This window comes from Acidovorax sp. sic0104 (genome assembly GCF_019219095.1).
Lineage (GTDB): Bacteria > Pseudomonadota > Gammaproteobacteria > Burkholderiales > Burkholderiaceae_C > Acidovorax.
The window spans coordinates 1-20,797 of the sequence record NZ_JAHUWH010000021.1; the positions used below are offsets into that span (position 1 = coordinate 1).

Annotated in this window: 20 protein-coding genes; all 20 read right to left on the reverse strand. The window is 62.9% G+C overall.

Annotated features, from left to right (window positions below; all coding sequences use genetic code 11):
* Nucleotides 1-290: 290 nt before the first annotated feature.
* The 20 genes from KW835_RS23475 to KW835_RS23570 all read right to left on the reverse strand — a co-directional run bounded on the left by KW835_RS23475 (nt 291) and on the right by KW835_RS23570 (nt 20,771).
* Complete coding sequence (locus KW835_RS23475; protein WP_218386888.1) at nt 291-815, reverse strand: phosphoribosyltransferase; 525 nt, start codon at nt 813-815, stop codon at nt 291-293.
* Between the two features lie 59 nt (nt 816-874).
* On the reverse strand, nt 875-2,251 hold the full coding sequence (locus KW835_RS23480) for an adenylosuccinate synthase (protein WP_218386890.1): 1,377 nt from the start codon (nt 2,249-2,251) through the stop codon (nt 875-877).
* A 27-nt stretch (nt 2,252-2,278) separates the two neighbouring features.
* A complete protein-coding gene (locus KW835_RS23485) occupies nt 2,279-3,427 on the reverse strand; it encodes an ATP phosphoribosyltransferase regulatory subunit (protein WP_218386892.1) in 1,149 nt (382 codons plus the stop codon).
* A gap of 87 nt (nt 3,428-3,514) precedes the next feature.
* Complete coding sequence (locus tag KW835_RS23490) at nt 3,515-3,697, reverse strand: DUF2065 domain-containing protein (RefSeq protein ID WP_218386894.1); 183 nt, start codon at nt 3,695-3,697, stop codon at nt 3,515-3,517.
* Between the two features lie 51 nt (nt 3,698-3,748).
* Complete coding sequence (hflC, locus tag KW835_RS23495) at nt 3,749-4,657, reverse strand: protease modulator HflC (RefSeq protein ID WP_218386895.1); 909 nt, start codon at nt 4,655-4,657, stop codon at nt 3,749-3,751.
* A gap of 9 nt (nt 4,658-4,666) precedes the next feature.
* Nucleotides 4,667-6,037, reverse strand: a complete 1,371-nt coding sequence (gene hflK, locus KW835_RS23500; RefSeq protein WP_218386896.1) for an FtsH protease activity modulator HflK — start codon at nt 6,035-6,037, stop codon at nt 4,667-4,669.
* A 53-nt stretch (nt 6,038-6,090) separates the two neighbouring features.
* Nucleotides 6,091-7,269 (reverse strand): GTPase HflX, encoded by a 1,179-nt coding sequence (hflX, locus tag KW835_RS23505; protein ID WP_218386897.1) that lies wholly within the window; start codon nt 7,267-7,269, stop codon nt 6,091-6,093.
* A gap of 60 nt (nt 7,270-7,329) precedes the next feature.
* Nucleotides 7,330-7,584, reverse strand: a complete 255-nt coding sequence (gene hfq, locus KW835_RS23510) for an RNA chaperone Hfq (protein ID WP_218386898.1) — start codon at nt 7,582-7,584, stop codon at nt 7,330-7,332.
* Nucleotides 7,585-7,689: 105 nt separating this feature from the next.
* Nucleotides 7,690-9,033: a ribosome biogenesis GTPase Der gene (gene der, locus KW835_RS23515; RefSeq protein WP_218386901.1), complete on the reverse strand. Its 1,344-nt coding sequence runs from the start codon at nt 9,031-9,033 to the stop codon at nt 7,690-7,692.
* Between the two features lie 17 nt (nt 9,034-9,050).
* Nucleotides 9,051-10,223 carry an outer membrane protein assembly factor BamB gene (gene bamB / locus KW835_RS23520; protein ID WP_218386984.1) on the reverse strand — a complete coding sequence of 391 codons (1,173 nt, stop codon included), beginning with the start codon at nt 10,221-10,223 and terminating at the stop codon, nt 9,051-9,053.
* Between the two features lie 2 nt (nt 10,224-10,225).
* On the reverse strand, nt 10,226-10,915 hold the full coding sequence (locus KW835_RS23525) for a tetratricopeptide repeat protein (RefSeq protein ID WP_218386903.1): 690 nt from the start codon (nt 10,913-10,915) through the stop codon (nt 10,226-10,228).
* A 14-nt stretch (nt 10,916-10,929) separates the two neighbouring features.
* Complete coding sequence (gene hisS, locus KW835_RS23530; RefSeq protein ID WP_218386986.1) at nt 10,930-12,198, reverse strand: histidine--tRNA ligase; 1,269 nt, start codon at nt 12,196-12,198, stop codon at nt 10,930-10,932.
* Between the two features lie 155 nt (nt 12,199-12,353).
* On the reverse strand, nt 12,354-13,634 hold the full coding sequence (gene ispG / locus KW835_RS23535; protein WP_218386904.1) for a flavodoxin-dependent (E)-4-hydroxy-3-methylbut-2-enyl-diphosphate synthase: 1,281 nt from the start codon (nt 13,632-13,634) through the stop codon (nt 12,354-12,356).
* Nucleotides 13,634-14,584 (reverse strand): RodZ domain-containing protein, encoded by a 951-nt coding sequence (locus KW835_RS23540; protein ID WP_218386906.1) that lies wholly within the window; start codon nt 14,582-14,584, stop codon nt 13,634-13,636. Before KW835_RS23540 ends, ispG begins: the two co-directional genes overlap by 1 nt.
* Entirely contained in the window at nt 14,577-15,410 is an 834-nt protein-coding gene (pilW, locus tag KW835_RS23545) for a type IV pilus biogenesis/stability protein PilW (RefSeq protein WP_218386913.1), read from the reverse strand. The genes KW835_RS23540 and pilW overlap by 8 nt, the downstream gene beginning before the upstream one ends.
* A 35-nt stretch (nt 15,411-15,445) precedes the next feature.
* Nucleotides 15,446-16,567: a 23S rRNA (adenine(2503)-C(2))-methyltransferase RlmN gene (gene rlmN, locus KW835_RS23550; protein WP_218386915.1), complete on the reverse strand. Its 1,122-nt coding sequence runs from the start codon at nt 16,565-16,567 to the stop codon at nt 15,446-15,448.
* Between the two features lie 87 nt (nt 16,568-16,654).
* Complete coding sequence (gene ndk / locus KW835_RS23555) at nt 16,655-17,080, reverse strand: nucleoside-diphosphate kinase (RefSeq protein ID WP_218386917.1); 426 nt, start codon at nt 17,078-17,080, stop codon at nt 16,655-16,657.
* Nucleotides 17,081-17,178: 98 nt separating this feature from the next.
* Entirely contained in the window at nt 17,179-18,777 is a 1,599-nt protein-coding gene (locus KW835_RS23560) for a pseudouridine synthase (protein ID WP_218386919.1), read from the reverse strand.
* Entirely contained in the window at nt 18,777-19,601 is an 825-nt protein-coding gene (scpB, locus tag KW835_RS23565; RefSeq protein WP_218386921.1) for an SMC-Scp complex subunit ScpB, read from the reverse strand. The genes KW835_RS23560 and scpB overlap by 1 nt, the downstream gene beginning before the upstream one ends.
* Before the next feature lie 153 nt (nt 19,602-19,754).
* Entirely contained in the window at nt 19,755-20,771 is a 1,017-nt protein-coding gene (locus KW835_RS23570) for an RluA family pseudouridine synthase (protein ID WP_218386988.1), read from the reverse strand.
* Between the last annotated feature and the right edge of the window lie 26 nt (nt 20,772-20,797).

Sequence of the window (20,797 nt, forward strand, 5' to 3'; positions counted from 1 at the left end):
TGTTTTCATCACCGATCAAATTCTGCATCTCTCGACACAACCTCCGATCAGCGAAGCCTTGAATTATATACCGGTTTTTACACCGCAATCAACTCAAAACCAAACTTTTTTCCCCGCAACCTTCAGACCCAACCAGCAACCAGAGCATCCGCCCCAACCACCACCCAGACCTCGACAACCCCTGCAATCTGCAGCAACTGTCTCAGTAGCGAAGCCCTCGACTATAGCACCGTTTTCCGTCCTGGGAGAAGATTTTGAAGAAGATTGGCCACTTCTTCTCCCTCCTCTTGTCAGACCCGCCACTTCTCCAGCAGCTTGTCGGGACTCAGGCTGTCATAGCCCTCGAACGGCTGGTGAATCCAGGGGTTGGTCGGCAGGAACTCCACCGAGTAGTCAGGCGTGAACGTCGACAAGCCTTTGGTCCAGATCACAGCGCTGCGCAACTCAGAGATAGGTGCATAGTTGGTCTTGAGCATGTTGATCACGGCATGCAGCGTATGACCCGAATCAGCGAGGTCGTCCACCAGCAACACCTTGCCTGCGATCTCGCCCTTGGGCGTGGTGATGAAGCGTGCAATATCGAGATGACCCTGAACCGTGCCAGCTTCGGCGCGGTAGGAACTGGTCGACATGATGGCCAGGGGCTTGTCGAATATCCGGCTCAGGATGTCACCTGGGCGAAGGCCGCCCCGGGCAAGGCACAGGATGGTGTCGAATTCCCATCCAGACTGATGCACCTTGAGCGCCAGCTTTTCTATCAGGCTGTGGTACTCGTCGTAACTGACGTAAAGGTGCTTGCCGTCTTCGGTCAACATGGAAATGGCTCCTGCTTGTATAGCTTTAGTGCAAGTCACAAGGACTCGTGCTGCGCGGCTCAAACTGCCACGTAAGGGTGGCGCATCATGATCGTGTGATCACGGTCAGGGCTGGTAGAGATCAGATCGATCGGCACCCCGGTAACTTGCTCGATACGCTCCAGATAGTTGCGCGCGCTCTGGGGAAGCTTTGCATAGTCCGTCACGCCCACGGTGGATTCGCTCCAGCCTGGCAGGGCTTCATAGACAGGCGTACAGCGGGCAATGTCCTCTGCGCCCATGGGCAGCAGGTCGATGCGCTCGCCATCAAGTTCGTAGCCGGTGCAAAGCAGCAACTCCTCGAGACCATCGAGCACATCAAGTTTGGTGATGCACAAGCCCGACAGGCCATTGACCTGGGCACTGCGCTTGAGCAACGCGGCGTCGAACCACCCACAGCGGCGGCTGCGACCTGTAGTGACACCCTTCTCCGCGCCCACTGTGCTCATGTGGTAACCAGGGGTACCTGGGAGCTCCCAGTCCAGCTCAGTCGGGAAAGGACCGCCACCGACGCGGGTGCAGTATGCCTTCGTGATGCCCAGGATGTAGTGCAGCATGCCAGGACCGACCCCGGAACCCGCAGCAGCGTTGCCCGCCACGCAGTTGCTCGAGGTGACATAAGGGTAGGTGCCGTGATCCACATCCAGCAGCGTGCCCTGTGCGCCTTCGAACAAAAGATTTGCGCCGGCGTGGTTGGCTTCGTTCAGCTCGCGCGACACGTCGGCCATCATGGGCTTGAGCAGTTCTGCATGCCGCATGGCTTCCGCGTACACGACGTCAAACTGAACCTTACCATCCTGGACATAGGGCTTCAACGCGTCTCCGAAAACGAAGGAGGCAGAGCGCAGATAAGTCGTGAGGACATGGTTGTGCAGGTCGAGCAGCTCGCGCAACTTGGCGGCGAAACGTTCAGGGTATTTCAGGTCCTGCACCCGCAGGGCACGGCGGGCAATCTTGTCTTCGTAGGCGGGGCCGATACCGCGGCCCGTGGTGCCGATCTTTTCAGCACCGCCTTGTTCGCGTGCCGCTTCCCGGGCAACGTCGATCGCCGCGTGGAAAGGCAGGATCAACGGGCATGCTTCGCTGATGCGCAGGCGCGAACGCACCTCAACACCCGCGTTTTCAAGGCCTTCGATTTCCTCGAACAGCTTGGCCGCCGAAAGGACCACGCCATTGCCGATGTAGCACTTGACGCCAGGGCGCATGATGCCACTGGGGATCAGGTGCAGCGCGGTCTTCACGCCGTTGATCACCAAGGTGTGACCCGCGTTGTGCCCGCCTTGGAAGCGAACGACGCCCTGGGCACTTTCCGTCAGCCAGTCGACCAGCTTGCCCTTGCCTTCGTCGCCCCATTGGGTTCCGACCACCACTACATTGCGACCTTTGGTTGCTTTCATCTCAAAACCACTTCAATTGACAATTGCTCAAACAGTCTGCACGACCCAGCGGTCCGCAACCTGCACCAGTTCCCGGTCACAGTGGAACTCATCCACTTCACTCTCGTGCCCCGGCAGGACACAGACCACGGTCTCCCCTGCTCTGCGCAATTGCGCAATCGCAGCGTTCACGTCGGCAGCCTCACCCCAGGGTGCGCGGATCGCTGCCTTCAAGGCTCGGGGCGCTACGACACCTACCACCTGCTTGATATCCAGACTGAACCCCGCTGCAGGGCGATTGCGCCCGAAAACAGCACCCACCTCGTCATAGCGCCCGCCGCGCACCAGCGCATCGCTGGCGCCCGGGGCATAGATGGCGAACCGCGCGCCGCTGTAGTACGCATAGCCGCGCAGGTCAGCCAGGTCAAAAGTGACGCGCGCGCCATCCAGACGGGAAGCCAGCCATTTCAAATTTGATAGCAGCTGAGGCACGCCTGAAAAGCGATGGAGCGTCTTTTCTGCTTCATCCAACACCGCATGATCTCCATACAGGTGCGGCAAAGCGAGCAGGCCTTCGCGGGAATCCTTCGGAAAATCCCGGGTCAACGACCTCAGTTCACCCGTGTCCTTGGCTGCAAGGGCTGCATGAATGGCACTGAGCAACTGTGCATTCGGCGAGACGTCGGCCAACAGACTGCGCACGATGCGCACGTCTGCCAGGTCGATCGTGGTCTCCTGGACATCAGCCACTCGCAAGCATTCGCGTGCCAGTTGCAGGGCTTCCAAGTCGGCTTCCAATCCGGCATGCCCGTAAATCTCCGCACCGAACTGCAGGGGTTCGCGGGTGGCGTGCGGTCGGTCGGGCCGGGTGTGCAGAACCGGACCGCAATAGCACAGCCGCGTGATGCCTTTGCGATTGAGCAGGTGCGCGTCGATGCGCGCGACCTGCGGCGTCGTATCCGCACGCAAGCCCATGGAGCGGCCAGAGAGTTGGTCCACCAACTTGAAGGTCTGCAGATCCAGCGCCTCTCCGGTGCCGGTGAGCAACGACTCAAGGTGCTCCAACAGGGGTGGCATGACCAGCTCATAGCCATAGCAACGGGCTGTATCGAGCAGCCCGCGACGCAATTCTTCGATGTGCCGCGCTTCGGACGGCAAGACATCGGCAATGTGATCCGGAAGGACCCAAGCAGACATGAGAAAAGGGGAGGCTGTTAAAACCGCGATTCTACCGGGAGCCGGGAACCGCACCGAAAGACATCCCGCAGAGAGTTCTGGCAGGGTTCAGAACCAGAGCATCGCCAGACCGGCCAGGATGACCAGCAGCGCGAAAAATCGGATCTGGCCATCCCGCAGTTGCGCGATATGGCTCACCGCGCGCCGCCAGCCTTGCGGCGAAAGAAAAGGCAACGCCCCTTCGATCACCAGGACCAGCGCCAGCGCTATCCAGACGCTCTCGGAACTCACGACCACGCGACTGACGTGAAGTGCAAGCGAAGACTGGACGGCTGCGCCCGACTACTTGCGAGCAGCGGCTGGCACTGCCGTGGAATTGCCACCACGGAAGGTCTTGAAGAACTCGGAAGATGAGGGGTCGAGCACCATCACGTCGCTCTTCTTGTTGAAGCTCGACTTGTAGGCTTCCAGGCTGCGGTAGAACTGCGCGAACTGCGGGTCACGGCCAAAGGCCTCCGCGTAGATACGTGAGGCTTCGGCATCGCCCTCACCCTTGATCTTCTGGGCGTCGCGGTAGGCATTGGCCAAGGCCACCTCACGTTGGCGGTCTGCGTCGGCACGGATCTTCTCCCCCTCGGCTGCACCGGTGGAGCGCAGCTCATTGGCCACGCGCTTACGCTCTGCCTCCATGCGTCGGTAGACGGACTCGGTAATGGCCTCCACATAGTCGACGCGGGTGATGCGCACATCCACCACATCCACGCCCCAGGGCTTTGCGCCGCGCACGGTTTCCAATACCTCGCGCTTCACGTCAGCCATCAGGGCTTCACGCTTGAGAGACAGCAACTCCTTCACCGTGCGCTTGTTGATCTCTTCCTGGAAGGCATTGCGCACCACCCGATTGAGCTGCATCGCGCCAGCACTTTCATCCAAACCCACGTTGCGGATGTATTCCGTGGGCTCCGAAATGCGCCAGCGCACATACCAGTCGATCACCACACGCTGCTTTTCGGCCGTCAGCATGGGCTCCGTGTCGCTGCTATCCAGCGTGAGAAGACGCTTGTCGATATACGACACGTTCTGGAACGGCGGGGGCAGCTTGAAATTCAGCCCCGGCTCCGTAATGACTTCCTTGATCTGACCCAGGGCGTACAGAACACCAAACTGGCGCTGGTCCACAACGAAAAGCATGGAGCTCATCAGTGCAAGCACCACCAGCAGGGTGGTTGCGATAAATCCGACTCTGTTCACGAGTTGCTCCTAGCGAGATTCACGATCGCGGGTGCGACTGCTGTCGCGTGCCCGGGCGTCATTCGAAAAGTTGGTCGATGGCACCGACGGCGCCGCCGCTGGCGCAGCAGGATTCGTCACGGCCGCGTCGGCCGCACCGCCGCTCGCCACGCCCTGCATGATCTTGTCGAGCGGCAAATACAGCAGGTTGGAGCCCTGGCGCGACTCGACCAGCACCTTGGTCACGTTGCCATAGATCTGCTGCATCGACTCAAGATACATGCGGTCCCGGGTGACCTGGGGAGCTTTCTGGTACTCGGCCAAGATGGAGGAAAACCGCTGCGCATCGCCTTGTGCCTGTGCCACGATGCGCGCCTTGTATGCGGCCGCTTCTTCATTCAGGCGCGATGCGGAACCGACGGCCCGCGGGATCACGTCATTGGCATATGCCTGCGCTTCGTTCTTGGCGCGTTCACGTTCTTGTCCGGCCTTGAGCACATCGTCGAACGATGCCTGCACCTGCTCCGGCGGGCGCACGCCGCCCTGCTGCAGGTTGATGCCGACCACTTCGACACCGACCTTGTAGCGGTCGAGGATGGTCTGCATCAGCGCGCGCACGCGCGGTGCGATCTGGTCACGCTCTTCCGCCAGGGCCGTGTCCATGCGCATCTTGCCTACGACTTCGCGCACTGCCGTTTCTGCAGCCTGCACCACGGCGTCCGTCGGGTTCTTGCTTTCGAACAGCCAGGCACGCGCATCGCTCAGGCGGTACTGCACAGCGAACTTGATTTCAACGATGTTCTCGTCTTCAGTCAGCATTGCCGACTCGCGCAGGCCCGTGCTCTTGATGACGGTGTCCCGCCCAACGTCCGCCGACCGGATCTGCGTCACGAAGACCAGTTCATGGCGCTCGATGGGGTACGGAAGGCGCCAGTTGAAACCGGCACCTACGGTGCTTTTGTACTTGCCGAATTGGGTAATGACAGCCTGCTGGCCTTCTTGCACGATGAAGAAGCCGGTGCCCATCCAGATGACGAACGCGATGCCGGCGATCAGGCCCACGCCCACGCCCGCGTTCTTCATGTCGGGCTGAAAGCCACCACCCGATCCTCCGCCGTTGCCTGGCCCCCGGCCACCGCCATTCTTGCCGCCAAACAGGCCACCCAACTTGCGATTGAGATCGCGCCAAAGCTCATCCAGATCCGGCGGCTGGCCATTGTTGGCCGGACGCTGGTCGCCCCGGTTGCCCGAGGGCTGATTGGTCGGGCGGTCATCAGGCCGGCCGCCATCATCAGCCTTGTTGTCATCGCCACGGCCCCATCGGGGATCGTTCAGATTGAACATGCCCCGGATACGTTCTGGAAGCGACGCCCAGCGTAGGGTGCGGTTTTGGAAAGTCATGCGCAAAGTCTCTGGTTCTCTGATGGCATTGGTAATGCAGGCATTGTGCCCAATCAGGGCAAAGCCCCTGGCAATTCAACGGCGGCATCAGGGGTCATGTCCTGCCGCGCCGCATCGATCACTTTGGACGCCAGAGCACTGCGAAGCGCATCCAGCCCTTCGCCGGACCGCGCACTGACAAAGATGCGTGCGAGCATGCTGCCATCAACGTCATAGTGATCCAGTAACACAGGGGGCCGCTGCTCAGTCTGCAATGAATCGAGCTTGTTGAAAACCAATATCTGCGGAATGTCTGCAGCTCCGATCTCAAGCAGCACTTTCTGCACCTGGGCCATCTGCTCCGGAAAACCCGGATTGGATGCATCCACCACATGCAGCAGCAGGTCGGCATCCACGGCTTCCTGCAGCGTAGCCTGGAAAGCATCCACCAGCCCGTGGGGCAAGTCCCGGATGAACCCTACCGTGTCGGACAACGAGACCGACCTGCCCGCATCGCCCAGGTACAGTTGACGCGTCGTAGTGTCCAGGGTCGCAAAAAGCTGGTCGGCCGCATAGGCACGGGCCTTCACCAACGCATTGAAGAGCGTGGACTTGCCGGCATTGGTGTAGCCAACCAGCGATATGTTGAAAGTGTCGCGCCGCTCTCGCTGCCTGCGCTGGGTGGAACGCTGGCGCTTGACTTTCACCAGGCGCTCGCGGGTGCGCTTGATGGCGTCGCTGATCATCCGGCGGTCCAGCTCGATTTGCTTTTCGCCGGGGCCGCCGCGCGCGCCGATGCCGCCGGTCTGCCGCTCCAGGTGGGACCACCGGCGGACCAATCGGGTGCTGACGTATTGGAGTTTGGCGAGCTCGACCTGAAGCTTGCCCTCATGGCTGCGGGCGCGCTGGGCGAAGATTTCCAGGATCAGCAACGTACGGTCGTTGACGGGCAACTGAAGATGCCGCTCGAGATTGCGCTGCTGCGCCGGGCTGAGCGACTGATCGAAAAGCACCTCCACGGCGCCATGCATCTGCGCCAGGGTGCGGATTTCGTCGGCCTTGCCACTACCCACAAACAGCGCTGCATCGGGCGCCTTGCGCTTGCAGGTAAGCCTGGCCACGGGATTCATGCCCGCCGTCTGCGACAGCAAGCCCAGCTCCTCAAGATCGCTGTCGAAGTGAGGCAGACCGAAGTCGACCCCCACCAGCAGCACAGGGGCGCTGCCTGGAGAAGAAGACGTCGTCGAACTCAAGACAGTGGATCCTCTCGCACCATGCGGGCAAGAAGCGACGGCTCAGCCGGATGCAGCAACTCAGGCGTTGCTGCTGTCTGCATCCGCGGTGTCGGCAGTGGAGAAGTTGACCGCACGGCCTGGCACGATGGTCGAAATGGCGTGCTTGTAGACCATCTGGGTGACCGTATTGCGCAGTAGCACCACGTATTGGTCGAAGGATTCAATCTGCCCCTGCAGTTTGATCCCGTTCACCAGATAGATGGAAACCGGAACATGCTCCCGACGCAGTGCGTTCAGGAAGGGGTCTTGAAGGAGTTGGCCTTTGTTGCTCACGATATTCTCCGTGTTCAAACTGTTGTTGTAAACCAGCACCTTACCACACGCCGAAGGCCGCGCCCGCGCGCAAGCGCAAGGCCCTTCGCAGGCCCGGCCTTTGGTTCAGGCCTCGTCCTTGTCGGCAAACGGGTTATGCGACGTCTTCATCTCGATGCGCAGCGGCGTACCGACCAGATCGAACTCCTTGCGGAACCGCCCCTCCAGGAATCGCTTGTAAGCATCCGTCACATGCTCTAGGGAATTCCCATGGATCACGATGACCGGCGGGTTCATGCCGCCCTGGTGCGCGTATCGCATCTTGGGCCTGAACATCCCTGCCCGCTTGGGACTCTGGAACTGCACGGCTTCCAACAGCAGACGCGTTAGTACGGGCGTAGACATCTTGCAGGTAGCGGCTTTATGCGCCTGCACGATGGAAGTCCACAGGGGGCCTAGCCCCTGGCGCTTTTTGGCCGAAATGAAGTGCAGGGACGCGAACTTCAGGAAGGCGAGGCGGGTTTCAATAGACCGCTCCAACAACTGGCGCTGGTAGTCATCCACAGCATCCCATTTGTTGACGGCAACGACCACGGCCCTCCCGCTTTCAAGGATGTAGCCCGCAATGTGCGCATCCTGATCCGTCACGCCCTGCGTGGCATCGAGCAGCAGCAACACCACGTTGGCAGACTCGATCGCCTGCAGTGTCTTGACCACCGAGAACTTCTCGATGGCTTCAAAAACCTTGCCTTTGCGCCGCAAACCTGCGGTGTCCACCAATTCGAAGCGCTGTCCGTTGCGCTCGAAAGGCACGGAAATGGCGTCACGGGTAGTGCCTGGCATATCGAACGCAACAAGCCGCTCCTCGCCCAGCCAGGTATTGATCAGCGTCGACTTGCCCACATTGGGACGGCCCGCCACGGCAAGCTTGATGAGGCTTTTGTCTTCAGTGGCATCAGCATCGTCCGGATCGGGCAGATTCAAGGGCTCCAATGCCTTATCCACCAGACCGCGAATCCCCTGCCCATGCGCTGCTGATACGGGATAGACCTCGCCAAGACCCAGTTCGTAGAACTCGGCCAGCTGCACGCCTTCAAGCATGCCTTCGGCCTTATTGGCGACCAGAATGCACGGCTTGCTCAGCCGCCGCAGGTACTTGCCGATGTCGTGATCCTGCGCGGACAGACCCGCACGTGCGTCCAGCACGAAGACGACCACGTCGGCTTCTGCCACGGCCTGCTGAGTCTGCTTGGCCATCTCGCGGTAGATCCCGCTGGACGCGTCGGGCTCGAAACCTCCCGTATCGATGACGATGTACTCGTGCTTGCCCTGCTTGCCATTGCCGTAATGCCGGTCACGCGTCAGCCCGGCAAAGTCCGCAACGATGGCGTCGCGGGACTTCGTCAGACGGTTGAAAAGCGTGGATTTGCCGACATTCGGACGCCCCACGAGGGCGATAACTGGCTTCATTGGATACGACCGATCAATCAATCAGGACGGAATCCGTAGACCCCGCCGTTGCGCGTCACCACCACAAGGGTGTCAGCTGCCACCACAGGCGCCGCCGCAATGCCGGATCCATCCGTGGGCACGCGGTTGAGCGGCGAACCATCGGCACGGGACAACAGGTGCACCAGGCCGGAATCGTCGCCAACGACCACCGAGCGCCCCAGCAGCAAGGGTGCCGTCAAACGGCGGTGCTTGAGCCTGTCGGTGGTCCACAGGCGAGAGCCATCGCTGCGGCGCCAGGCAACGACCGAGCCGTTGCTTTCCGAGCCGAAGACAGCCTCTCCATCACCATGCACTCCCTCAGCACCACTGGCCGCCTGTGTCCACACAGTGGCACCACGCGCGGTGTTGACACAACCGACGGCAGCCTGAAATGCCCGGGCGCAGACACTGTCTGCAACCCTGCTGGTGCGGCCCACCAGTTCCACCAAGCGCTCCACATCGTTGGTGCCACGCGAACTGCCTACCGGAGCTTCCCAGCGCACGCTGCCATTGTCAGGATTCAAGCCGACCATCCGGCCAGAAAAGCCGACCACCAGGGTATCCCCTACCGCGAGCAAAACTCCCGCCTGCCGAAGCACCAGCGCCTCACCTTGCCGCTGCTGCGTCCACAGCTTGCGACCCGTAGCACCGTCATATGCAGACACAGACCGGTCCGCCGACAGGACGAAGACACGCCCGCCAGCCACCAGGGGCGGCGTGAACACCTGAGCACCCAGCGACTGGCGCCACCGCTCACGCCCCGAATCGAGCACGATCAACGCATTGGCGCGAGACACTACTGCAGCAGATCTGCCATCACTGCCCACACCGGCGGACAAAGGCTCCGCAAGGGTTGCGCGCCATACGTCGCCTCCCGTTCGAGCATCCACCGCTGCAACCACACCATCAGCAGATGCGAGCGTAATGACGTTGCCATTGGCATGGACGTCAAGGGGCAAACCACCGACATTGCCGATGCGTGCAGTCCACGCCTGGCGCACTCCGAGAACGGCCACATTGGCGCCCAGATCCGCAGGGGCCGGCTTGGAGCTGCCGCTGTTCCACAGCGAGCACCCCCCCAGCGCCGCCAGCAGCACGACCGACGACACACCGCGGACGAAAGACAGGTGGCCAGGAAGAGTCCGGTTCAGGCTATGGATACGGTTCATGATCACTTGGCCCCTTCGGCAGGTGCAGCGGCCGCAGCCACGGCCAGGCCCTGTGGCGGCACGCCCAGAGCACCCAACTTGATCTCGACGAGGCGGCGGTATTCCGCCCCTTCTTCCAGCCCCTTGTAGGCCTTGGTGTACTCAGCGACCGCCTCGGAGCGCTTGCCTTGCAACACCAGGATGTCGCCCCGGCGGTCAGCGAAAACCGCGCCAAACTCCACGGGAGCAACGCCGGCCAACTGCTTGAGTGCTTCGTCGTAGCTCTTCTGGTCCATCAGGACGCTTGCAAGGCGCAGCTTGGCAATCGCCTTGAGGCCCTCATCGCCTGCATGCTCCGCCACCCAGACGAGCGCTTCCTTGGCAGAGTCTGCATTGCCTGCGTCAATGGCCACCTTGGCCACAGCCAGCCCCGCCTGCGCCGCCTGCACAGTCCCTGCGTACTTGCTTTTCAGGTCTCCGAAAGCCTGTGTCACACGCGCTTGGTCACCTGAGCGCGCGGCCACATCCACGGCATCGAACAATGCGGCCGCCTGACCGGCCTGGCGGGCTTGCCAGTACTGATACCCGTTCCATGCGGCCAAAGAGCCTGCCACCACGATGACCACAGAGCTGATCAGCGTGCCCCAGGTGTTCCAGAAGTGCTTGAGCTGGTCAAGCTGTTCTTGTTCTTCAAGGTCGAGATGTTTTGCCATGGAATTTGTTCGGTTTAGCTATTGGATTGTAGGGTGGGCGCCCATGCAGACACATCGGCGAGCAACTGCTCGACCTGAACACCGCCCGCACCGTCGCGAAGCGCCTTGACGACGACCGTTCCCCTGGCGAGTTCGTCATCGCCAAAGATGAGCGCGTAGCGGGCGCCGCTCGCGTCGGCCTTCTTGAACTGCGATTTCATGCTGCCCATGCCAGCCCCCCACGCAGGCGAGGCGTGCATCTGAACACTGATACCCGATGCCCGCAGTCGCTCCAGGGTCGTCACGGCCACCGGCAACGCGGCGGCACTCGGAATGACTGCATATGCGTCCGGAGCCAGCGCCGGAGCATCGCTGGACTGCTCCTTCAGCAGCTCCAGCACCCGCTCCACGCCAAGCGCCCATCCCACCGCTGGCGCTGGCTTGCCTCCGATCTGCTCGATCAGATAGTCATAGCGCCCGCCGCCGCAGATGGTGCCTTGCGACCCCAACTGCTCGGTGATGAATTCGAAGACCGTGAGGTTGTAGTAATCCATCCCGCGCACCAGGCGAGGATTCACGGACCAGGCAACACCGTTGGCGTCCAGGATGGATTTGACTGCATCGAAGTGGGCCAGTGACTCCGCCCCCAGGAAGTCGATGAGCCGCGGGGCCGCATTCACCAGCGCCTGCATGGCGGGATTCTTGGTGTCCAGGATACGCAGCGGATTGGCATGCAGGCGGCGGCGCGCCTCCTCATCGAGCTGCTCGGCATTTTGCTCAAAATAGGCGATCAGCGCTGCGCGGTGGGCCTTGCGCTCTTCGGGCTGTCCCAGGCTGTTGAGTTCCAGGCGCACATTGGTGAGTCCGATATCGCGCCACAGAGCATTCGCCAGCAGGATCAGTTCGGCATCGACCTCGGGGCCACCGAAGCCCAGTGCCTCGGCGCCGACCTGGTGAAACTGGCGGTAGCGGCCGCGCTGTGGCTTCTCATGGCGGAACATGGGGCCCATGTAGTACAGGCGCTTGCCGCCCTCGTACAGCATGTTGTGCTCGACCACTGCACGAACCACGCCTGCCGTCGCCTCCGGGCGCAGCGTCAGGCGTTCGCCGTTGAGCTGATCGACGAAGGAGTACATCTCCTTCTCGACGATGTCCGTCACCTCGCCCAGGCCGCGCACAAACAACGGCGTGGGCTCGACGATGGGGGTTCGCATATTGCGGTAGGCATAACGCGCCATCAGTCGGCGCACCTTATCTTCCAGCCACTCCCATCGGGCTGAGTCCGGCGGGAGGATGTCGTTCATACCCTTCACGGCCACCAGCTTCTCAGCCTTGGACGGTGCGGTGGTTTTTTCGTTGCTCACAATTGTTCTTCTTTTCCGGGTCTTGCAATGGAGAAAAGGAAACGCCGTATCGCACAGCCCGCACCAACCTGTGCGGGGCAGCGATGCAAACGCCGTCAGTTCGCAGCCACCGCAGCGCCAAAGCGCTTGTCGATGTACTGCTCGACGATCTGGTGGAATTCAGCGGCGATGTTCTCACCCCGCAGGGTCATCGCCTTCTCGCCGTCGATGAACACCGGAGCGGCAGGCGCCTCCCCGGTGCCGGGCAGGCTGATGCCGATGTCGGCATGCTTGCTCTCGCCCGGTCCGTTGACGATGCAACCCATGACGGCGACCCGCAACCCCTCGACGCCAGGGTACCGAGCCCGCCAGACCGGCATCTGGGCCCGCAGAAAATCGTCGATCTGCTTGGCGAGCTCCTGGAATGTGGTGCTGGTCGTCCGGCCACACCCCGGACAGGCGGTAACGCTGGGTACGAAGACCCGCAAGCCCAGCGCCTGCAGGATCTCGGAGGCGACCACCACTTCTTGCGTACGCGCCTCCCCGGGCTGCGGCGTCAGGGACACACGGATGGTATCGCCGATGCCCTCCTGCAGCAGCACAGACAGCGCAGTGGCGGATGCCACAGTGCCTTTGGTGCCCATGCCCGCCTCCGTCAGCCCGAGGTGCAAAGCGTAGTCGCAACGGCGCGCCAGTTCGCGATACACGGAAATGAGATCCTGCACACCACTCACCTTGCACGACAGGATGATCTGGTTGCCATCCAGGCCCATTTCCTCAGCGCGCCGCGCCGACTCGATGGCAGACGTGATCAATGCCTCGTACATGACCTGCCGCGCTTCCCACGGCCTTGTCCGCCGGCTGTTGGCATCCATGAGATCCGCGAGCAACTCCTGATCCAGGCTACCCCAGTTCACACCGATGCGAACGGCCTTGTCCCAGCGCATGGCAGCCTCGATCATCTGGCCGAACTGCTTGTCGCGCTTGTCACCCTTGCCAACATTGCCGGGATTGATCCGGTACTTGGACAACGCCTGGGCGCAATCCGGAAATTCCGTCAAAAGACGGTGCCCGTTGTAGTGGAAGTCCCCCACCAACGGAACGCTCTCACCCATGCGGTCCAGTTGCTCGCGGATATAAGGCACAGCCGCAGCCGCTTCGGGCGTATTCACGGTAATACGGACGAATTCGGAGCCCGCCTGAGCCAGCTCCTTGACCTGTATGGCCGTGCCGATCGCATCCACCGTATCGGTGTTGGTCATGGACTGCACCCGCACCGGAGCATCGCCACCCACCGTAACGACACGGGAGCCCCACACCACCCGGGCCTGCCGGGATCGACGGGGCAACGGGGACGCCACCGCGATGGGCCCGAATTCACCAGGGATCTCTTGCACTATTTCACCTCGAAACGGGCAACGTTCTCACGCGATACGCCCGCCAAATCAAAAGGTTTGCCACGCACAAAGACTTCTGTGGCGTCAGCGCGGCCGATCACCACGGCCAAGGGAGCAGGCGCACTGACCGAGACGGATTCGTCGGCGGCCAGATTGCGCTGCAGCACCACGGCCCCGGCGCTGTCCTTCACCTGCACCCATGACTGGCTGCGCGCCCGAAGCACCAGAGTGCCCGATGCCGACGCCGCGGCACTGGCTGGCAGGCTGGCCGCGGCCGCAGCAGGCACTGCAGCTACAGCATCGGCCGTTGAAGCCGCAGGCCTCGCGGCTGGCGCTACGGTGCTCCTGTCCACCGACGGCGTTTCGACATTGACCGGCACATTCTCGACCACCGAAGCCGCCGGCATTGGCGTCGGTGTCGTGGGCATTGGCACGGCCTCCCCACGGACCGACTGCGCCGACTCCTCCGAAGTCGGCGGCGGAGATGGGTGAAGGAATGACAGGCTGACAGGCTGGCGAGGGAAGAAGAACACGACGACAGCCCCGACAAGCAATGCCAGAACCACCAACGACACCGAACGCGAACGGGCATTGGAGCTCGACGAGAACGATGCCGCCGACGACGCCGATTTGCCGACGCTGGCCTTCACCGGGGCGTTCAAGCCCGCACTGTCCGCAGCCAAACGCGGGCTTTGGCTTTGCGGCAGAAGCGAAAGGATCGGACCCGAATCCACCTTCAGCGTCCTGCACACACTCGATGCCAGCGCTCGCACGAAGACCGTGTCCGGCAACGCCGCATGGTTGTCAGCCTCCAGTGCCTCCAGCTTGCCCACTGGCACCTTCAAGGCCACAGCCAAAGCTGCAATGTGAACCCCCGAGGCCTCGCGCGCCTCACGCAACAATGCACCTGCCGTTGTTGTCACGGCGCCACCCTCCACGACCTCACTCATTGAAAGCCCCGCGTTCGTAAGCACCCGACTCCCGCGACTCCGGGAAACGCTTGCGCAACTGATCTCCCAATTGCCGCATCGCCACCGTGTCTCCCAGGGCACGCTCCACCTTGATCCCCAGCCACAACGATTCAGCGTTGGCGAACTGCCCATTATTCAGTCGGCGAATGTAGAACTGGGCACGGGTCAGCTCGTTGCGCCGCAGGAGCAGCGACGCCAGGTGGTACCCCACAACCGGATTCGCCGCGTCCAACTCGTAGGCCTTGAGCATCGACTGCTCAGCCTCTGCGAATTGTCCGGCACCCGATTGGCAAAGGCCACGCGCCATGAAGGTCTTTGCCCGGGCGGCATACGTAGGACTTGCCAGCGCCCGCGCGAAATGCTGGTCAGCGTCCGCGTACTTCTGCTGCTGGCACAACAGCCAGCCATAGTTGTGCTGCAAATTGGGGTCGCCTGCACGCAAAGCCAGCGCACGGCGGAAGCTGTCGTCCGCTTGCGCCAGGTCGTTCAGTCGCATGTAGATGAGGCCGCGAAGATTGAAGGCGTCCGCATAACTGGGATCGGAAACCAGCGCCTGCTTGACCTCGTCCAGCGCCACGGTCGTCTGGCCGTTCTCGAAATAGTTGGACGCCAGCTCCAGGCGTATGCGCGCGCGGCGTCGCGCCTCGGGCTCGTCGGAGGGGGTCACGATGCCAGGACCGGGGTCACTGGCACCAACGTCGGGATTGGTTGCGCAGCCCTGCAGCATCGCGATGCAGGCGGTCGCCCCGCACGCCATCAGTGTCCAGCGGCCCCATTGCTGCCAGCGTCCAACCAATCCCACCATGTAGCGCCTCCTTGAAGTAACCCGATGTGCGTAGATCAAGCCACCGGTTTGAGAACGATTGTGCGCTGTTTCGCCATGCGTTCAGCAGCGCGCGTACGGTCCTTGACATCCCCTGCCAGCTGTCCACAAGCGGCGTCGATATCATCCCCTCGGGTCTTGCGCACTGTCGTGACAATACCTGCATCGCTCAGGACTTTGGCAAATGCCAAGACCTGATTCTGCGGCGAACGCAACAGCCCTGATGCGGGAAACGGATTGAAGGGAATCAGGTTGAACTTGCAGCGCACACCCGCTCCCCGCGCCGGCCTGACCAGCTCGATGAGCTGATGCGCGTGTTCCAGCTGATCATTGACGCCATCGAGCATGCAGTACTCGAACGTGATGAAGTCGCGCGGCGCATGCGCCAGATAGCGGTTACAAGCCTCCAGCAACTCCTTGATCGGATACTTGCGGTTGAGCGGCACGAGGTTGTCGCGCAGCGGATCGTTGGGCGCGTGCAGCGACACAGCCAGCGCCACGGGGCAATCCTGGGAAAGGCGGTCCATCATCGGCACCACGCCCGAGGTGGACACCGTGACCCGTCTGCGCGACAGGCCATAGCCATGGTCATCCAGCATGGTACGCAAGGCAGGCACCAGCGCCGAATAATTTTGCAGCGGCTCGCCCATCCCCATCATCACGACATTAGAGATGACGCGCTCTTCCATATTGAGGCGCTTGCGCAGCGAATGCTCCGCGAACCACAACTGGGCGATGATCTCGCCCGTGGTCAGGTTCCGACTGAATCCCTGGTGACCGGTGGAGCAGAAGCGGCATCCCACGGCACAGCCCGCCTGGGATGAAACACACAGCGTTCCGCGATCGTCCTCAGGGATGAACACGGCCTCTACAGCATTGCCGTCGCCCACATCAAACAGCCACTTCACCGTGCCGTCCGCCGAGACGTGCTCGGAAATGACAGGCAAGGCCTCTACCCGTGCGCAGCCCTTGAGCTTGTCACGCAAAGCCTTGGCCAGGTCGCTCATGTCGTCGAACTGCCTTGCGCCACGCTGGTGGATCCAGCGGAACAGCTGGGTGGCGCGAAACCGCTTCTCACCGAGTTGCTCGCAAAACGCAGCGAGACCGTCGAGATCGAACTCCAGAAGGTTCGTGGTCATGGCACCAGCCTCCGGTGAGGCCAGGCGCAGTGGTCCCCATGGCGCTGGCATCCCACAGCGGCGGGAACAGGCATGGGGATCACCATATCAACGCGAGTAGACGTTCAGGCCGGGGAAGAAGAAAGCCACTTCCACGGCAGCCGTTTCGGCAGCGTCCGAGCCGTGCACCGCGTTGGCGTCGATGCTGTCGGCGAAGTCAGCGCGGATGGTGCCGGCTTCTGCCTTCTTGGGGTCGGTGGCGCCCATCAGTTCACGGTTCTTGAGGATGGCGTTCTCGCCTTCCAGGGCCTGGATCATCACGGGGCCGGAGATCATGAAGTCCACCAGGTCCTTGAAGAAAGGACGCTCCTTGTGCACGCCGTAGAACTGCTCGGCTTCCAGGCGCGACAGGTGCACCATGCGGGCAGCCACGACCTTGAGGCCGGCGGCTTCAAAGCGGGCGTAGATTTGGCCGATGACATTCTTGGCCACTGCGTCGGGCTTGATGATGGAGAGGGTGCGTTCGATTGCCATGTTGATTTCCTGAACGATTGATAATGAGTTTGCCGTGATTCGTTTGCCCAGCGGACAAAGCCCTCGATTCTAACCGGGGCGGCCGCTCGGTCGGTCCGTCAGCGCCCGCCGCGCCGAGGCCCACCGCCGGAGGGGCGGCGCTTTTCCTGGCGGTGGCGTGACAGGCTGTCGGTTCCGATGTAGCCCACCGACGTTTTCATCGGGTCGGGCTGCGCGCCCCCCCCCGAACCAGCCCCACGCGCGCCCTGCCCCTGGCCGCCGCCATCGCGGCGAGGCTTTTGCCCACGCACTGGGCCTTGCCCCCCCGAAGCGCCGGGGAATCCGTCTCGGCGCTGCCCATTGCCGCTGCCGCTTCCATTGCCGCGGGATGCGTTGCGACCGCCGCGCTGACGCTTGTCACCGTTGCGGGCACCGGCCCCTGCTGGCGCATCCACACGGGCCTGGGCGCCCTCCGGCGCTCCGGCGCCGGCTGCGCGCACCAGGGCACGGATATCGCTCTCATCGAGCTCCAGCCAAGCCCCGCGCTTGAGGCCGCGCGGCAGAACCATGGCGCCATAGCGGATGCGGATGAGGCGGCTGACCGCGTGCCCCACCGACTCGAGCATGCGGCGCACTTCGCGGTTACGGCCTTCGGAGATCGTGACGCGATACCAGCAGTTGGAGCCCTCGCCGCCGCCGTCTTCGATGGAGCCGAAGGCAGCCATGCCATCGTCCAGGCGCACGCCGTCCAGCAGCTTTTGTTTTTCTTCATTGCTGAGCGCACCCAGCACGCGCACAGCGTACTCTCGCTCCAGGCCGAAGCGGGGGTGCATCAGTTTGTTGGCCAGCTCACCGGAACTGGTGAACAGCAGCAGGCCTTCGGTGTTCAGGTCCAGACGCCCCACGGATTGCCACTTGCCCTGTACCAGACGCGGCAACTTGCGAAACACGGTCGGCCGGTTCTGCGGGTCGTCATGCGTGACCACTTCGCCCACCGGCTTGTGGTAGGCGATCACGCGGGCAGGCGGCGGGTCGATGCGGTAGCGGATGGGCTTGCCGTTGACCTTGACTTGGTCGCCGTACTGGATGCGCTGGCCGATGTGGGCCGGCTCATTGTTGACGGAGATGCGCCCCTCCAGGATGAGCTGCTCCATCTCCAGCCGAGAACCCAGCCCCGCCTGCGCCAGGACCTTGTGCAGCTTGGGGGTCTCGACCTGTGGCAGCAGCACGCGCTTGGCGGGCAAGGCATCCACAGAGGCGTCCTCTTCGTCGAAGCGCCCCGACACCACGTCGGCAAACTGGTAGCCATCGACCGCCGGCGCGGCGGGGTTGCGCCGCGGGCCGCGACCATCGCCCTCGGAGCGCACGGGACGCTGGCCACGGGGCTGACCCTGGGACTGCCGCCCCCCGCCCTCCGGCTGCATTCGAACCGCTTGAGCCTCTTTGGCCGTCTCGCCAGCATCTTCGACGGCATCGACTGCGGCACCGGGCTCTGAACCCAAGGATGCGACCACGGAAGGCTGCACGACAGTCTCCTCAGCAGCCTGGGGCCCGACAGAGGGCTCGACTTCGGCCGGCGCGCCTGCGCCCGTGTCCGCAACCCCAGCGGCAGTTGCGGCCTTCTTGCGCGGAGCGCGCTTGGCGGCCGGCTTCTTGGCGGGCGCTGCAGGGTCTGCCGATGGCTCGGCTGCCGGTTGGTCTGGGATCGAATCGTTCATCAAGTATTTCCCTGGATACCACGCTGGGTATCGGCATCGTCATCGCGGAGACCTGTCTCCACATTGTCAAAAAAATCGTCCGTCTGCGGCAAAGGCTCAGGCTGGGGTGTTGGATCTGGCTGCAGCTCATCGCTCTGCTGCTGCACCGCCTCCAAGGCCTGCTCCGCGTCCGCCACCACGGGTTCCGCCACCGCCACCGCGAGTTCGGGCTCCGGCTCCAGTGCTGGCGCCTGGGGCGCTTCGGGCTCGGCCTCCGGCTCAATCACGCCCTGTGCGGCAGCCGCCATGGCCTCCAGCACATTGGCATTGCCGGATGGGTCGTCCAGCACAGGCAGTTGGTCCAGCGACTGCAGACCCATGTCGTCCAGAAACTGCCGGGTGGTCGCGAACAGCGAAGGACGGCCTACCGTCTCACGGTGGCCGATGACCTCCACCCAGCCCCGGTCCTCCAGTTGCTTGATGATCAGGCTGTTGACCGTTACGCCGCGGATGTCCTCGATGTCGCCCCGCGTCACCGGCTGGCGGTATGCAATGATCGCCAGGGTTTCCATGGTGGCCCGGGTGTAGCGTGGCGGCTTCTCGGGGTGCAGCCTGTCCAGGTACTCGCGCATCTCGGGGCGGCTCTGAAAACGCCATCCCGTGGCCACCTGCACCAGCTCCACGCCCCTCTGCGTCCATTCCAGTTGCAGTTCCTGCAGCATAGCCTTGAGGGTGTCGGAACCCAGCGCGTCATTGAAAAGCACCCGCAACTCGCGCAAGGGCACAGGCTGCTGCGCGCAGATCAACGCAGTTTCGAGGACCCGTTTGGCATCCACCGTGTTCATGGTTTGGCGATTCCTGGAAAAGTGGCACGCGTCGCGACGGGTGGCACATCAACAGCAGGGGGCAATCAATAGCAATGGCGCACTGTGCAAGGCGCCGGCGCGACGCAAGGGCCCGGCGGGATTCCGTCTTCGGGCTGGTGGCCAGTCTGGCCGTCAGGGCGCATTGTAGCCCAGGCCCCACACGGCGAGGGCCTGGCGCATATCCTCGGGCACGGGGGCATGGAACTCCAGCGCCTGCCCCGTCATCGGGTGAGCGAATGCCAGCCGGTAGGCGTGCAACGCCTGCCGCTGCATCGCCTCCAACGGCGCGCCGCCATACAGCGTGTCGCCCACCAACGGGTGCTTGAGCGAAGCCATGTGCACGCGGATCTGGTGGGTACGTCCTGTGTGCAAGGTGCACTGCACCCAGCACCCCTGGCCACTGCCTTCCAGCCACCGCACATCCGTACGCGCCGCCTTGCCGGGGTGCACCGCCAGATCCACCACCGCCATGCGCAGGCGGTTGCGCGGGTCCCTGCCGATCGGTGCGTTCACCGAGCGTGTCGCGGGTCCGCTCCAGGCGCCGTGCGCCAATGCGACATACTGGCGCTTGACCTGGCGGTCGGCGATCAGCGCGACCAGGGCATCCATCGTTGCACGGTCGCGGGCCACCACCATCAGGCCGCTCGTGTCCTTGTCGAGCCGATGAACGATGCCAGCGCGTGGCACCGTCAGCGCCTTGTCGTCGCGGGCCAGCAGGCCGTTGAGCAGGGTGCCGCTCCAGTTGCCCGGCGCCGGATGCACCACGAGGCCGGCGGGCTTGTTCACCACCAGCAGGTGCGCGTCTTCATAGACCACATCGATAGCCATGGGCTCGGGCCGGAACGCCTGGCTCTGCAGCGTAGGCCGTATTTCCAGCAGGAGCTGGTCGCCTGCTTTCACCTTGGCGGAGGCCTTGAGCGCCGGTTTTCCCTGGTGGCTGACAAGACCCTGGCCAAGCAGCTGTTGCAGATAGCTGCGGGACAACTCGGGCACCAGTTCCACCAGCGCCCGGTCGATCCGCACCCCATGCTGCGCGCTACCCACGGTCATGGTGCGGAGTTCGCCGGCGGACTCCTCCGAAAGGCTGTCGGACTCCTCGGGCAGCAGATCACCATCGTTGGTCCCCGCCAGCTGCGCAGCGGTATCCATGCCGCTGAGCGGAGACGTGGCCACGG

Coding starts and splice junctions, on each gene's coding strand:
- KW835_RS23475 (WP_218386888.1), bottom strand. CDS start 815: ATGTTGACCGAAGACGGCAAGCACCTTTACGTCAGTTACGACGAGTAC.
- pilW (WP_218386913.1), bottom strand. CDS start 15,410: ATGGTGGGATTGGTTGGACGCTGGCAGCAATGGGGCCGCTGGACACTG.
- hflK (WP_218386896.1), bottom strand. CDS start 6,037: ATGACTTTCCAAAACCGCACCCTACGCTGGGCGTCGCTTCCAGAACGT.
- KW835_RS23540 (WP_218386906.1), bottom strand. CDS start 14,584: ATGAGTGAGGTCGTGGAGGGTGGCGCCGTGACAACAACGGCAGGTGCA.
- KW835_RS23560 (WP_218386919.1), bottom strand. CDS start 18,777: ATGAACGATTCGATCCCAGACCAACCGGCAGCCGAGCCATCGGCAGAC.
- KW835_RS23485 (WP_218386892.1), bottom strand. CDS start 3,427: ATGTCTGCTTGGGTCCTTCCGGATCACATTGCCGATGTCTTGCCGTCC.
- KW835_RS23570 (WP_218386988.1), bottom strand. CDS start 20,771: ATGGATACCGCTGCGCAGCTGGCGGGGACCAACGATGGTGATCTGCTG.
- ndk (WP_218386917.1), bottom strand. CDS start 17,080: ATGGCAATCGAACGCACCCTCTCCATCATCAAGCCCGACGCAGTGGCC.
- der (WP_218386901.1), bottom strand. CDS start 9,033: ATGAAGCCAGTTATCGCCCTCGTGGGGCGTCCGAATGTCGGCAAATCC.
- KW835_RS23480 (WP_218386890.1), bottom strand. CDS start 2,251: ATGAAAGCAACCAAAGGTCGCAATGTAGTGGTGGTCGGAACCCAATGG.
- hisS (WP_218386986.1), bottom strand. CDS start 12,198: ATGAACGACATCCTCCCGCCGGACTCAGCCCGATGGGAGTGGCTGGAA.
- rlmN (WP_218386915.1), bottom strand. CDS start 16,567: ATGACCACGAACCTTCTGGAGTTCGATCTCGACGGTCTCGCTGCGTTT.
- bamB (WP_218386984.1), bottom strand. CDS start 10,223: ATGAACCGTATCCATAGCCTGAACCGGACTCTTCCTGGCCACCTGTCT.
- scpB (WP_218386921.1), bottom strand. CDS start 19,601: ATGAACACGGTGGATGCCAAACGGGTCCTCGAAACTGCGTTGATCTGC.
- KW835_RS23525 (WP_218386903.1), bottom strand. CDS start 10,915: ATGGCAAAACATCTCGACCTTGAAGAACAAGAACAGCTTGACCAGCTC.